Annotated in this window: 8 protein-coding genes; 5 read left to right on the top strand and 3 right to left on the bottom strand. The window is 67.1% G+C overall.

Going from position 1 to position 14702, the window contains the following annotated elements; genetic code table 11:
* Positions 1-100: 100 nt before the first annotated feature.
* The 4 genes from O3305_RS05470 (at position 101) to O3305_RS05455 (ending at position 6732) form a co-directional block, all read left to right on the top strand.
* Entirely contained in the window at positions 101-1774 is a 1674-nt protein-coding gene (locus tag O3305_RS05470; RefSeq protein WP_269576462.1) for a copper resistance system multicopper oxidase, read from the top strand.
* On the top strand, positions 1771-2700 hold the full coding sequence (locus tag O3305_RS05465; RefSeq protein WP_269575484.1) for a copper resistance protein B: 930 nt from the start codon (positions 1771-1773) through the stop codon (positions 2698-2700). Before O3305_RS05470 ends, O3305_RS05465 begins: the two co-directional genes overlap by 4 nt.
* A gap of 150 nt (positions 2701-2850) precedes the next feature.
* A complete protein-coding gene (locus O3305_RS05460) occupies positions 2851-5865 on the top strand; it encodes a TonB-dependent receptor (protein ID WP_269575483.1) in 3015 nt (1004 codons plus the stop codon).
* A 99-nt stretch (positions 5866-5964) separates the two neighbouring features.
* Positions 5965-6732, top strand: coding sequence for a DeoR/GlpR family DNA-binding transcription regulator (locus O3305_RS05455; RefSeq protein WP_269575482.1), 768 nt, complete (start codon positions 5965-5967; stop codon positions 6730-6732).
* Here the strand turns inward: O3305_RS05455 and O3305_RS05450 are convergent.
* From O3305_RS05450 to O3305_RS05440, 3 genes are all read right to left on the bottom strand, one after another.
* Positions 6690-8045 carry a POT-type proton-dependent oligopeptide transporter gene (locus tag O3305_RS05450; protein WP_269575481.1) on the bottom strand — a complete coding sequence of 452 codons (1356 nt, stop codon included), beginning with the start codon at positions 8043-8045 and terminating at the stop codon, positions 6690-6692. The genes O3305_RS05455 and O3305_RS05450 overlap by 43 nt on opposite strands.
* A gap of 179 nt (positions 8046-8224) precedes the next feature.
* Positions 8225-10288 carry a phosphocholine-specific phospholipase C gene (locus O3305_RS05445; RefSeq protein WP_269575480.1) on the bottom strand — a complete coding sequence of 688 codons (2064 nt, stop codon included), beginning with the start codon at positions 10286-10288 and terminating at the stop codon, positions 8225-8227.
* 156 nt (positions 10289-10444) lie between these two features.
* Positions 10445-11542 carry a membrane dipeptidase gene (locus O3305_RS05440; RefSeq protein ID WP_269575479.1) on the bottom strand — a complete coding sequence of 366 codons (1098 nt, stop codon included), beginning with the start codon at positions 11540-11542 and terminating at the stop codon, positions 10445-10447.
* A 229-nt stretch (positions 11543-11771) separates the two neighbouring features.
* Here O3305_RS05440 and O3305_RS05435 point away from each other — a divergent pair, with 229 nt between their 5' ends.
* A complete protein-coding gene (locus tag O3305_RS05435; RefSeq protein WP_269575478.1) occupies positions 11772-14645 on the top strand; it encodes a TonB-dependent receptor domain-containing protein in 2874 nt (957 codons plus the stop codon).
* Positions 14646-14702: the final 57 nt, after the last annotated feature.

Genomic DNA, 14702 nt, shown 5'->3' with positions numbered 1-14702 from the left:
CGCATGCCGCGGGAGGGCTAGCCCGATCTCCCGCGTAACTCCGGGTAAGCGCGGTGCTCGCGCAGGGGAGATAGACGTGTTGGATCGGCGGCAGTTGTTGATGGCCGGGGGCGGGGTGGCGCTGGGGGGCTGGTTCCCGGCCTGGGCGCAGAGCAACACACCGGGCGCACTGCCCGAGGTCTCCGGCGAGGACATCCACCTCCGCATCGCCCACCAGATGCTCAGCGTCGACGGGCGCGAGAGCCATGCGATCGGGATCAACGGCACCGTGCCGGGCCCGTTGCTGCGGCTGCGCGAGGGCCAGCAACTGCGCGTGCATGTCGAGAATGCGCTCGACGAGGACAGCTCGATCCATTGGCACGGGCTGCTGCTGCCCTTCCAGATGGACGGAGTGCCGGGGATTTCCTTTCCCGGGATCAAGCCGCGGTCGCGCTTTATGTACGAGTTCCCGGTCGTGCAGGCGGGGACATACTGGTATCACAGCCATTCGGGGCTGCAGGAGCAAGTCGGGCTGTTCGGGCCGATCGTGATCGAGCCGAAGCATGCCGATCCGGTGCGCTTCGATCGCGAGCATGTCGTGATGCTGTCCGACCATAGCCCGCTGCATCCGCATGCGATCTTCCGCAAGCTCAAGCAGCAGCCGGGCTATTTCAACCGGCAGAAGCAGACGCTCACCGGCGCCGGAGGACAGACGGCGAAGGACCGGTTCGACTGGGGCGGGATGCGGATGGACCCGACCGACATCTCCGACGTGACCGGATCGACCTATAGCTATCTGGTCAACGGGCATGGGCCGAAGGACAATTGGACGGCCTTGTTCCGGCCGGGCGAGCGGGTGCGGCTGCGGATCATCAATGCCTCGGCGATGACGATCTTCAATGTGCGCATCCCGGGGCTGAAGCTGACGATCGTCGCGGCGGACGGGATGAACGTGCGGCCGGTGGCGGTGGACGAGTTCCAGATCACCGTGGCCGAGACCTATGACGTGATCGTCGAGCCGGAGGACCGTGCGTACACGCTCGTCTCCGAGGCGGTGGGTCGCTCGGGCATGGGCCGGGCGACGCTGGCGCCGCGGGCGGGGATGGTTGCCGAAGTGCCGGCGCTGCGGGCGCGGCCGATCGCGACGATGAAGGACATGGGGATGGACATGTCCGGCATGGACCACGGCGCGATGGGCGACATGGCCGACATGCCGGGCATGGATCACGGATCGATGAGCATGAAGATGCGCGATCCGGCCAATGCGCCGCAGGTGACGATGGGGCCGGGGGTGCAGACGATCGCGCCGATGCCGGTCGACCGCACCGGCGAGCCGGGGCAGGGGCTGGGCGATGTCGGGCACAGGGTGCTGGTCTATCGCGATCTCGTCGCGCTGGAGCGCAATCCCGATGTACGGGCGCCGGGGCGCGAGATGGAAGTGCACCTGACCGGCAATATGGAGCGCTTCATGTGGGCGTTCGACGGGGTGAAATTCTCCGACGCGAAGGTGCCGCTGGCGTTCGAGACGGGCGAGCGGGTGCGGGTGACGCTGATCAACGACACGATGATGGCGCATCCGATCCATCTGCACGGCCATTTCTTCGAGCTGGTGACCGGGCATGGCGATCATGCGCCGCGCAAGCACACGGTCAATGTCGCGCCGGGGGGCAAGGTGAGCTGGGACGTCACCGCCGAACCGGGCGACTGGGCGTTCCACTGCCATCTGCTCTACCATATGCATGCCGGGATGATGCAGACCGTCCAGGTCCGCCCGCTCGCGGGGGACGCGGCATGAAGGCGCGGTGGCTGACGGGCGCGGCGGCGCTGGTGCTGGCGGTGCCGGCGATCGCGCAGGACCATAAGGGGCATGACATGTCGTCGATGCCGATGCCCGCGCCCACTCCCACGCCTGCGCCGGCCGATCCGCATGCCGGGCATGACATGGCGGGCGAGGGGGGGAAGGTTGGGACCGACCTGCCGGCGGGCAATGCGACCGCGCCCGCTCCGGTGCCGGGACGCGCGGCGGACCGCTTCTGGGGGGCGGAGGCCATGGCCGCGTCCCAGCGCGCGGTGCGGATGGAGCATGGCGGGATGCAGCTGAGCAAGGTCATGCTCGATCTGGCCGAGGTGCAGGTGCGGAGCGGTGAGACCGGCTATCGCTGGCAGGGCGAGGCCTGGTGGGGTGGCGACATCAACCGGCTGTGGGTCAAGTCGCATGGCGAGGGCGTGTTCCGCAAGGGCATCGACGGCGCCGAGGTGCAAGCGCTCTATGGCCGGGCGATCGATCCGTACTGGAACCTGCAGGCGGGCGTGCGGCAGGACCTGGGGCGCGGGCCGCGGCGGACCTGGGCGGTGCTCGCGGTCGAGGGGCTGGCGCCGTACTGGTTCGACCTGGAGGGTTCGGTGTTCCTCTCGGACAAGGGCGATGTGCGCGCCCGGGTCGAGGGGAGCTACGACCAGCGGATCACCCAGAGCCTGATCCTCCAGCCGCGCGCGGAGCTCAACCTGTCGGCGCAGGACATGAAGGCGAACGGGGTGGGCGCGGGGCTGTCGAGCGCCGAACTGGGGCTGCGGCTGCGCTACGAGCGGGTGCGCGAGTTCGCACCCTATATCGGCGTGAGCTGGGAGCGGAGCTTGGGGCGGACCGCCGACTATGCGCGGGCGCGCGGCGACGGCACGGGCGGGGCGAGCTTCGTCGCGGGCGTGCGGGCCTGGTTCTGAGGAGACCCGGCGCACCCAAATACCGGCCTGTGGGATTTTTGTGCGTTTAATGCCCGATTGTCACAAAATATCCACGCAGCGCGCCTAGTGCCCCGGCTGCGGCACGGTAACCCGCCGGTCGCAGCAATTTCGATCACCATTGGGGGTCCCATGCTCGCCCATACGCGACTTTCGTCGCGCGCAGTCCTGCGCGCGCTGTTGATGCTCAGCACCACGGCTCCGGCCGTGATCCTCGCCGCTCCGTCCGCCCATGCGCAGGACTATACCAACATCGCCGCATCGGGCCGGGTGACCGCCGAGGACGGCACGCCGCTCGCCGGCGCCGAAGTGAAGATCACCTCGTCGGACAAGGGCGTCAGCCGCTCGGTCATCACCGACAGCTCGGGCGCCTATACCTTCCCGCAGATAACCCCGGGCAATTACGACTTCACCGTCAACGCCCAGGGCTATGCGACCTACACCGAGAACGCGATCGCGCTGACCCGCGAGACCGGCGGCGCCAACAGCTTCCGCCTTGCGCCCGCCAGCCAGGACGGCAACGAGATCGTCGTCAACGGATCGCGCCAGCGCACCGCGGACTTCCAGGACACCACCGTCGGCGCGACGATCAACCTCGCCTCGCTCACCCAGCGCGTGCCGATCGGCCGCTCGCTGCGCGACGTGATGCTGCTGACCCCGGGCACCGTGCAGGGCAGCTCGCCCTCGAACGGCGGCTTCGCCAACCAGGTCTCGGTCGCCGGCGCGGCATTCACCGAGAACGCCTTCTTCATCAACGGCCTGAACGTCACCGACTTCGTCTCGGGCGGCCAGCCGACCGAAGTACCGTTCGACTTCTACGAGACGGTGGAAGTGAAGACCGGCGGCGCCCCGGCCGAGTTCGGCCGCGCGACCGGCGGCTATGTCGTCGCCACCACCAAGTCGGGCTCGAACCAATATCATGCCAGCGTGACCGGCATCTGGGAGCCGAACGACCTGCGCAGCACTTCGCCCTCGACCCGCACCACCGACTATCGCCACGCGACGGCGAGCCGGCAGGAGCTGATCTTCCAGGCGAGCGGCCCGATCATCAAGGATCACCTGTTCGTCTACGGCCTCTACAATTTCCGCAACATCCGCTCGATGACCCCGTCGGCGAACCAGAACAACGCGACCAGCGTGGTCAACACCAGCCCGTTCTGGGGCGGCAAGGTCGATGCGTACATCACCGGCGACCACCACCTTGAGTTCACCTATTTCGACACCACCAACGACACCCGCAACCGCAGCCGGAACTGGGATCGCACCAATTTCACGCTGGGCGGCAAGACCGGCGGCACCGATGCTCGCTCGGGCGGCGCCAACTATGTCGGCCGCTACACCGGCACGATCACGCCCTGGCTGACCGTGTCGGGCGCCTACGGCGTCAACAAGCTGCGCTCGGGCAACGTGCCGCTCGACATCACCAACCCGCAGGTGACCGATTACCGGACCGATCCGGCCGGCATCCAGATCGGCGCCAACAAGATGACCGACGCCTACAGCAAGACCGACAATGAGCGCGAATTCTATCGCGGCGATGTCGACCTGCAGTTCCACCTGCTCGGCAGCCACCATGTCCGCATCGGCTATGACCATGAGAAGGACACGCAGCAGCAGACCTTCGAGACGATCGGCGGCGGCGCGTACAAGATCTACACCGTCACCGCGGAATCGGCGGCGCGGATCGGCCAGGCGGTCGGCACGCAATATTACACCACCCGCGTCTATGCGCAGAACGGCACCGCGCATGTCCGCAACGAAGCCTTCTACATCCAGGATCAGTGGTCGCTGTTCGACAACCGGCTGCGCCTCGACCTCGGCCTGCGCAACGACCGCTTCAGCAACCAGGGCGTGAACGGCAAGTCGTTCTTCGAATCGGGCAACCTCTGGGCACCGCGCGTCGGCGCCTCGTTCGATCCGCTGGGCGACGGGCGCACCAAGATCTTCGGATCCTATGCGCAGTACTACCTGCCGATGGCCGGCGACCTCAACCTGAACGTCGCGGGCAGCCTGATCACCTATACCCGCTACAACCTGTTCACCGGCACCAGCGGCGCGGGCAACGTGCCCAACGCGGGCGCGGCGATCCTGACGGTGGCCAACACCACGGCATGCCCGGACACCAAGGTGAAGAACTGCGAAGTCTCGGCCGATGGCTCGGCGTTCAACCCCTCGGGCGCGATCGCGAGCAACATCAAGCCGCAGTCGGACAATGAGTTCATCTTCGGCGCCGAGCACCAGTTCGCCGACCATGTCCGCATCGGCGCCTATTTTACCCATCGCCGGCTCAAGGACGTGATCGAGGACATCTCGGTCGACATCGGCGCCCGCGCCTATTGCATGACCAAGGGCTTCACCGCGGCGCAGTGCCAGGCGTCGTTCCCGGGCGGCCGCCAGTTCGTCATCGCCAATCCGGGCCGCGACGTGACCGTGCAGCTCGCTTCGCTGCCCGACGGCTCGACCCCGACGGTGACGCTGAAGGCATCCGACCTCGGCTATCCCAAGCCGAGCCGCAACTATGACGCGGTGACGCTCACCTTCGATCGCACCTTCGACCAGAAGTGGAGCCTTTCGGCCTCGTACACGCTCGCGTTCAACAAGGGCAATTATGAGGGCGGCGTCCGCTCGGAGAACGGCCAGCTCGCGATCAACCGCACCGCGGACTTCGACTCGCCGGGCTTCGTCAACGGCGCCTATGGCAATCTGCCCAGCGACCGCCGGCACAACTTCAAGGCCTATGGCAGCTACCGCCTCAACGACATGATCGACGTTGGCGCCAATGCCGTGGTCCAGTCGCCGCAGCATTACAGCTGCATCGGCGCGGTGCCGCTGAGCGTCGATGCCTATGCCAACACCTATCGCGGCTATGGCTATTACTGCCAGGGCAAGCTGATCCCGCGCGGGACCGCGTTCAACGGCGACTGGCGCACCCAGATCGACGTCAGCGCGTCGCTCCGCCTGCCGCTGCCGTACAGCGTGGATGCGTCGATCCGCATCGACATCTTCAACCTGCTGAACAGCAAGTCGGTGACGTCGTACAACAATTTCGGCGAGCAGGGGGATGGCTCGACCAACCCCGATTACCGTTCGCCGGTCAACTACCAGGCGCCGCGCTCGATGCGGCTTACTGCCCGCCTCGGCTTCTAAGGTGGTTCGCCGGGGCCGGTTTCACGCCGGCCCCGGCATTCCTGCTTGCAAATATCTGGGTGCCCAGCATGTCTCTCCGCGCAACCAGCGGAGACAGCGATGGAGGGAGCGATAGAGAAGAGGTCACAGCGCCAGCGCGAGATCATCTCGCGGCTGCGCAGCGGACGAACCCTGTCGGTGACGGCGCTGGCAACGGATCTCGCGGTGTCGGACGAGACGATCCGCCGTGAGCTGCGCGCGCTCGAGGATCAGGGTGTCATCATCCGCGAACATGGCGGCGCGCGTATCGCCGCGCCAGTGCTCGAAGGGCCGCTCCACCAGCGGATGGAGGAGAATGCCGATGCCAAGCAGCGCATCGCGGCGGTCGCGGCCGAGTTCGTGCCCGATGGCGGGATCGTGTTCATCGATTCCGGCACGACGAGCTGCTTCATCGCGCGCCAGCTGGTCGATCGGCGCTCGCTCACGGTCATCACCAACTCGCTGCGCGTGGCGAACGACCTGGGCGGGATCAACAACAACCGGCTTTTCCTGGCCGGGGGGCAGATGGATTACGACTATCGCGCCTTTTCCGATCACAGCGCGCAGGACTATGTGCGCGGCTTCTCGCCGCATCTCTCGATCCTGTCGGTCGGCGGGATCAGCATCGAGCGCGGGCTGATGGACTTCCATCCGGGCGAGGCCGAGATGAGCCGGATCGCCTATGCGACCTCCAAGCGCGTGCTGCTGGCGGCGGACTCGTCGAAGTTCGGCCGCTATGCGCTGGTACAGACCGCGGCGCTGACCGATGTCGACATCCTGGTGACCGACCGGCCGCTCGACAGCGACTATGCCAGGGCCTTTGCGCATGCCGAGGTGGTGGTCGCCTGACGGGCGCGGACGGCGCGTAGCAGCGGCAGGCCGGCGGCGAGCATGAGCAGCGCCCCGGCCGCCGCGACGCCGGCGTGGAGCAGCCAGAACTGGCCCGCGGGCATCCGCTCGTAGAACACGCCGCTGAACCCTACCCACAGGCTGGCGAAGAAGCCGTGGAGATAGAAGAGCCCCATCCATAGCCCGACCAGCCGGCCCGGCGCGATCCCGGCGATCAGGCTGAGGCCCGAGGGCCAGATCAGCACGATCGCCATGTCGATCAGCAGCAGATAGGCGAGCGCCCAGGCCAGGGGCATAGCGCCGCCGGTCAGGGTGGTGCCGAGGGCGAGGACGAGATAGCCCGCCGCGCAGAACAGACAGCCGATCAGGATCTGGGTGGCGGCGCTGATCGTGATCCCGCCGCGCTCAAGCATTCGCATCGCCAGTTGCGACACCGCGATCAGCGCGAGGGTGAAGGCGCCGTCGAGCGAGAGGAACCAGGCGACGGGCATCGCCCAGCTGCCCAGCCTGAGGTCGAGATGTGCGCGGGCCCAGACCAGGAAGATGTTGCTGAGCTGCTCATAGGCCGAATAGCAGAGATAGATCGCGGTCAGGGCGACGATCAGCAGCGCGGTGGCGGCGAGCGGGCCGGCTTTCGTGCCAGTGGCGGCGTGCGCCCTGGCATGGACGGGCTCGGTGCCGTTGCGGGCGTAGAAGACCAGGCCGACCAGCAGCGCCAATGCCGCCGCGCCGATCGCATAGGCCGGGCCGGCAAGGGCGGCGAGCGTGCCGCAGACCAGGGGCCCGCAGATGATCCCGGCGTTGAGGAAGCCGAGATAGAGCGCATAGCCGCGCCGGCGCTGCGCCTCGTCCTCGAACAGCAGCCCGACCTGGGCGGACAGGTTGCCCTTGAGCAGGCCGGTGCCGATCGCGAAGGGGACCAGGCCGATCAGGAAGCTCCGGTTGCTCAGCATCAGCATCAGCCCGAGCAGCATCAGCGCGCCGCCGCCCGCCACCATCCGCCGCCGGCTGCCGACCAGGTCGCCGACCAGCCCGCCGAGCGGGATCGAGAGATAGATCAGCGCATTGGCATAGCCATAGAGCTGCGAGGCGAGCCCGGTGGTCGAGACCGGGCCGAAGAGCGCGGTGCTGGCGTCGCGGACGGCGGCGGCGCCGAGGATGCGCGAGAGATCGCCGGCGAGGACGTGATCGACCAGGATCAGCACGAGCAGCGACTTCATGCCGGACATGGCGAAGCGCTCCCAGAACTCCATCGCCGCGAGGACGAGGAAGCGGGGGCTCAGCAGTTTGTCCGTTGCAGCGCCCGATTCCATCTCGCCCGCCTTTGTCCGGCGGTGCTGCTAGGGGCGGTTCGCAACAGGGTTATGACAGTCTGCATCATGGGCGCGCGCATATCAGCTGTTCCCCGGCGGAAGCCGGGGTCCAGGGTCACGAGCGGGACGGCAGAGAAACCCTGGGCCCCGGCTTTCGCCGGGGAAGCAGAAAGGGGGGCTCAAGCCTTGTGCGGGAAGGCGGCCGCCGGTTCGCTGGTGCCGGGCTTGCCGGTCTCGACGTGGCCGGCGAGGCGCAGGCGGGTGCCGTCTGCGCCGGTGAGCAACAGGTCGTACCAGTGATGCTCGGCAAGCGGCACCGGCGCCTGGACCTCGGCGCCGGGCGCGAGGTCGTGGCTGGCCCGCGCGTCGCTATGGGCGCAGTGGCTGGCGAGGGTCACCGGCGCGGTGTCGCGATTGGCGAGACGGAGCGTGCCGGTGGTGCCCTGCCAGGCGATCGTCGCTTCGATCCGGGCGGCGCCGTTCGCGCGATATTCGCGGTGGAAGCCGTTCGGGCCCTGGACCACCAGCGCATGCGCCCGGTCGCGGCGGAGCGGCCAATGCTCCTCGAGCTTCGACTGGGCGGCGACGGTGAAATAGCGCCAGCCGGGAAAGGCGGTCTCATCCTGCACGCCGAACACGATCCCCTCGGGGCCTTCATTGACGAAGCGCAGGGTCAGCCCGGCATCGGACCAGATCGGCTCGACGGTGAAGCGATAGGGCAAAGCGCGGGCCGGGCGGGTACCGGGCTCCTGGGCCGGGACGCCCTTGCCTGTCGCGATCTTCGGCGGCGGGGCGGTCTTGCAAAGCTTTTCGGTCTCCTCGAAATAGCTGGCGACCGAGGGCAGGGCGGCGGCCCAGCGCGTGTCGAGGCGCTGGCGCTCGGTCACATCGAAATCGAACATCGAGGTGAGGTCGCCGCAGATCGCGCGGCGCCAGGGCGAGATGTTGGGCTCGGCGACGCCGAAGCGCTTCTCGAGGAAGCGCAGCACCGAAGTGTGGTCGAACAACTGCGAATTGACCCAGCCGCCGCGCGTCCAGGGCGAGATCACCATCATCGGCACGCGCGGGCCGAGGCCGACCGGCTCGCCCTGGTAGGTCTCGCTGCGGACATCGACATTGCTCGCGCCATATTGCGGGGCGATCGCCGGCATCGGGGCGGGGACATGGTCGAAAAAGCCGTCATTCTCGTCATAGTTGAGGATGAAGGCGGTCTTGGCCCAGACCTTGGGATTGGCGGCGAGCGCGGCGACCAGGCTGGAGATCAGCACTTCGCCGAAGGGGACGGGCGCGTCGGGATGCTCGCTCATCTCCATCATCGGGACGATCCAGGAGACGGCGGGCAGCCGGTCGGCGGCGACATCGGCGGCGAAGGCGGCGATCAGGTGCTTCGCACGGGTCTTCTCCGGGTTCTTCGGCGCGATGCCGTCGACCCAGTCGACATAGGCGCGGCCGCGCTTGTAGAGCGACGAGGCGCGGTTGAGCTTACGGAATTCCTTGAAGTAACCCAGCGGGTTGTCCGAATAATTTGCGATCTCCTGATAGAGCTTCCAGGAGATGCCGGCTTCCTCGAGCCGGCCGGCATAGCTGCGCCAGGGCAGGCCCTCGCTGGCGTCGTCCTTCGCCATGTCGGCGCCCGGATTGGGATCGGTGCCGCCATTGGTGACGCAATATTCGCCTTCCTGGCCGACGCTCAGGCCGTTGGTCCCGCTGAAATGATAGAGGCGGTTCGGGCCGGTCGGCCCCTGGAGCGAGCAGTGATAGCTGTCGCAGATCGTGAACTGGTCGGCGAGCGCGTAATAGTAAGGGATGTCCTCGCGGGTGAGGTGGGCCATGGTCAGCGGGCCCTTCTGGTCGGCCCAGACGTCCCAGTTGCGCCAGCGCGCCTGGCTGTCCTTCCAGCTATGGTCGAGCCCGGTGAAGCAGCGGGCGTTGCTGCCGTTATAGTCGAGGCGGAAGGGCCAGGCGACCTGGCCGCCGTCGCGATCGGCGCGGCGCTGCGCCCAGACGGGCTTGCCGCCGGGCAGCGCGATCGGGCGCGGATCGCCAAAGCCGCGGACGCCGCGCAGCGTACCGAAATAATGATCGAAGGAGCGGTTCTCCTGCATCAGGATCACGACATGCTCGATATCCTGGATCGAGCCCTTCCGGCCCTTCGCCGCGCGGGCAAGGCCGGTCGCGGCGCCCGTCTCGGCGGCGGCAACGCCCGAGGCGCCGAGGATGAAGGTGCGGCGATCGATCGGCATGACTACTCCCGTACGCATTGGTCCCGGCCCGGCGGCGTGCCGGCGAGACTTGGTCGCGCCTAGGCGCGCTATGTGCAAGGGATGTGACGAAAATCGGGTTTCGCGAAGTTTTTGCGGGATGCGGGCATAATATCCACATGCCGTGCGGCGAGTAGCTCAGCCGAGCACGTCGGTGAGCAACCGGCGCCAGTTGCCGCCCATGATCTTGTCGACTTCGCGTGCGCGGAAGCCCGAGGCGGTGAGGGCGGCGGCGATGCGCTGCATGCGATCGATGCGGTTGAGCTCGGGGATCACGACATGCTCGGGCGTCCATTCGAAGCCGGGCACGCCCTGCCGGCGCAGCGCGCGCCACCATTCGAGATATTCCTCGACGCCCTTGGCATTGTCGTTGTTCAGCTTGATGAGATTGGTCTGGCCGGCCATCGGGAAGTCGTTGGCGACGCCGACCGCGTCGATCCCGCCGACCCGCGCGACATGGCGGATCTGCGCGACATAGTCGGCGACGGTCGGCACCTTGTTGCGGGTGAGCCAGAAGCTCATCATGAAGATGCCCATCACGCCGCCGCGCTCGGCGATCGCGCGGATCACTTCATCGGGCGCGCAGCGCGGGTGGTCGACAATGGCGCGCGCGGCGCCATGGCTGAGCGCGATCGGGTTCTTCGAACGACGCGCCGCCTCGAGCATCGTCGGCACCGATCCGTGCGATACGTCGGGCAGGATGCGCAGGCGGTTCATCTCCGCCAACCCCTCGATCCCCAGAGGCGTGAGCCCGGTCTGCACCGTCTCGAGCGCGCCGCCGGCGTACTGCGTGTTGTTGTGATGGGTGAACTGGAGGACGCGGAGGCCCTTGTCGTGGAAATGGGCGATGCGCGAGAGATCGTCGCCCATCATCTCGGTCGACTGGAATTGCAGGAACACCGCGCAGCCGGGGCGGGTGCCGATCTCGCTGCCCTTGCGCGCGAGCCAGGCGACCTTGGAGTCCTTGAGCTTCGCCACGGCACGGTCGATCGCGGGATCGTTCGCCGCGAAGTTGCGGCTGTAGCGCGGCACGCCGTCCGCGCCGCGCACCTCGATCAGGTCGGAGACGTCGGCGATCATCCCGCCCAGCCCCGCGGCGGTGATCTCGTTCAGGTCTTCGGGCAGGAAGCTCAGCGAATCGAAGAACAGCCGGGGCGCCCGCGATGCCCGGGCCAGCATCGGCGCCGCCAGAGCCGTCGTCGCCATTCCGATCACTGCGCCGCGCCGCGTCACCATGCATTTTTCTCCCGAGGAACTGCCCGACTCGATACCGCCGGACCGGCGCAAGGATGCGCAAGCGGCTGCGACCGGGCAGCAATCAATTGTTTCGAACCCGAAAACAATCGTTCACAAAATACCATATTAATCCAGTGGGATTTGACCTAGCCTTGTTTCAACCGCGTTACCACGGTGTGTCGGAGCCGTGCGCGCGGGGTTTCGGGTAATGGCATCAACAGGAGGAAACATGCGTCAATTTCCTAATCGACAGGCTCTGTTCCGGGCGGTCTCGCCCGTGGCGACCGCGCTTGCGCTTTGCGCGGGCGGCGTCGCCCATGCGCAGCAGGCCGACGGTCCCACCGCGCCTGCGGATGCCCAGGAAGCACAGGGTGACATCGTCGTGACCGGCTCGCGCATCGCGCGTTCCGATCTTGCAGCGTCGGTTCCGGTGGCCGTGGTGAGCAGCGCGGATATCGCGCGCACCGGCGCCGCCAACATCCAGGACGTGCTCGCGGACCTGCCGGCCGTGGGCCAGAACATCAGCCGCACCTCGACCAATTTCTCGACCACGGGCAACGGCCAGGCTTCGGTGAACCTGCGCAGCCTCGGCTCGTCGCGCACCCTGGTGCTGGTGAACGGCCGTCGCTACGTCGCCGGTATTCCGGGCACGTCGATCGTCGACCTGAACACCATCCCCACCGACCTGATCAAGCGCGTGGACGTCGTGACCGGCGGCGCTTCGGCCGTCTATGGCTCGGAAGCGATCGCGGGCGTGGTCAACTTCATCCTGGACGACGAGTTCGTCGGCCTGCGCCTGCACGGGCAGGGGACGGTCAGCGACAAGGGCGATGCGCCCCGCCAGCTGGTCTCGGCTGTGGCCGGCGCCAGCTTCGCCGATGGCCGCGGCCATATCGTGCTGTCGGGCAGCTATGATTTCGACCATGGCCTGCGCTCGCGCGACCGCAGCTTCTCCGCGACGGACAATCCCAACCGCAGCTCCTTCTCGGCACAGGGCCTGTTCAGCCCGAGCGGCACCTTCGCGCCGGGCGCGGGCACCTTCACTTATGACGCGCTGAACAACCTCAAGCAGTATCAGAGCGCGAACATCGACGGCTATAACCGCAACTTCGATCGCTATCTGGCGCTGCCGGTGGAGCGCTATCTCGGCTCGGCGCTCGCCAAGTTCGAGATCGCGCCGGCCGCGACCGTCTATGGCGAATTCCAGTACGCCAAGTCCAAGTCGCAGAGCTCGCTTGAGCCGCAGGCCGTGGCCTCGACCGACCTGGTCTATGCCGATGGATCGGCCTTTGCCGGCATCCCGATCACCAACCCGCTGATCCCCACCCAGATCCGCAATGCGATGATCACTGCCGGCGTAACCGCGCTGCCGTTCCGCCGCCGTTCGAACGACATCTTCGATCGCAGCAACCGCAACGACCGCGAGACCTGGCGCGGCGTCGCCGGCGTGCGCGGCGAACTGTCGCCCACGCTGCGCTATGACGTCTATTACACGCATGGCGAGACCCGCGACGTCACCCAGTCGGGCACCGTCTATGGCCCGAACTACGCCAATGCGCTGAACGCGGTGGCGGGGCCGAACGGGCCGGTCTGCGCGATCAACGCGGATGCCAATCCGAACAACAACGACGCTGCCTGCGTGCCGATCAACATCTTCGGCTTCAACACCGTCTCGGCCGCGGCCGCGGCCTATGTGACGCGCAATGGCGAGCAGACCCGCTATGAGGCGCGGGTGAAGCAGGACGTCGTCTCGGCGACGGTCTCGGGCGACCTGTTCCGCCTGCCGGGCGGTCCGCTCGGCTTCGCGATCGGCGGCGAGTATCGCCACGAGAAGAGCACCGAGGATTTCGACGAGGCGACCAATCTGGGTCTGACGCTGGGCAACCAGCTGAGCGACACGCGCGGTTCGTACAACGTCAAGGAAGCCTTTATCGAGCTCAACGCGCCGATCCTGAAGGACAAGCCCTTCTTCCACAGCCTGAGCATCGAAGGTGCTGCGCGCTATGCTGACTATTCGACGGTCGGCGGCGTGTGGAGCTGGAAGGCCGGCGCGGAATGGGCGCCGATCCCCGACATCCGCTTCCGCGGCGTCTATTCGCAGGCGACGCGCGCGCCGAACATCTCGGAGCTCTACTCGGCGCAGAACGAGACCTTCCCGGCGGTGATCGATCCGTGCGACCAGCGCGCGGGCAATGGTGACGGCGCGCCGATCTCGGTGACCAACCTGTCGGCGGCGTGCCGCGCGGTCCCGGCGATCGCCGCGGCGGCGGCTGGCGGCGGCTTCGTCTACTCGACCGCGCAGATCCAGACGATCAACGGTTTCACCGGCGGCAATCCGAACCTGCGCGAGGAAACCGCCAAGACGCTCACCCTGGGCGGCGTCTTCCAGCCCCGCTTCGCGCGCGGCTTCAGCCTGTCGGTCGATTATTACCAGATCAAGGTCGAGAACGCGATCGGCATCATCGGCCAGCAGACCTCGCTCGACGAGTGCTACACCGGCGGCGGCGAGGCGATCTTCTGCAACAACATCATCCGCGACAACACCGGCCACCTGACCAGCGTCAACGCGATCAACTTGAACACCGGCTCGTTCGAAGTCTCGGGCATCGACACCCAGGCGCAATATTCGACCAAGCTGCCGTTCGCGAAGATCGACTTCAACCTGCGCTGGACGCACCTGCTTAAGCAGGTGCAGACCTCCTATCCGGGCGGTCCGACCCAGGACGAACTCGGCCAGCTCGACTGCTATGCCTGCGGCCGCCTGGGCACCGGCTTCCGCGACAAGGTCAATGCGTCGGCAACGCTCGGCTTCGACGGCGTGTCGGTCAATTGGCGTGTCAATTACCTGTCGTCGGTGGTCGATGACCTGACTTCGGCGACGCCGCGGCGGACCGGCGATTTCTGGTACCACGACGCGCAGGTGCGCTTCGAGCCGCTGGGCACGCGCTACGCCTTCTATCTCGGCGTGGACAATGTGTTCGACAAGAAGCCGCCGATCTTCAGCGACACGAGCCTGGTGACCTTCCCGGGTACCCAGACCTCGGCGACCACCTATGACCTCTATGGCCGCCTGCTCTATGCGGGCGTGGACTTCCGCTTCTGACGCGGCATCCCCGGGGAGCCCTCGCGGCTCTCCGGGGATATCCGAAGACGGCGGAGC

Source organism: Sphingomonas sp. NIBR02145 (genome assembly GCF_027359115.1).
In the GTDB taxonomy this organism is placed as follows: Bacteria; Pseudomonadota; Alphaproteobacteria; order Sphingomonadales; family Sphingomonadaceae; genus Sphingomonas; species Sphingomonas kyeonggiensis_A.
The sequence above is the reverse complement of the archived record's forward strand: the minus strand, read 5'-3'. Positions and strand labels throughout refer to the sequence as shown.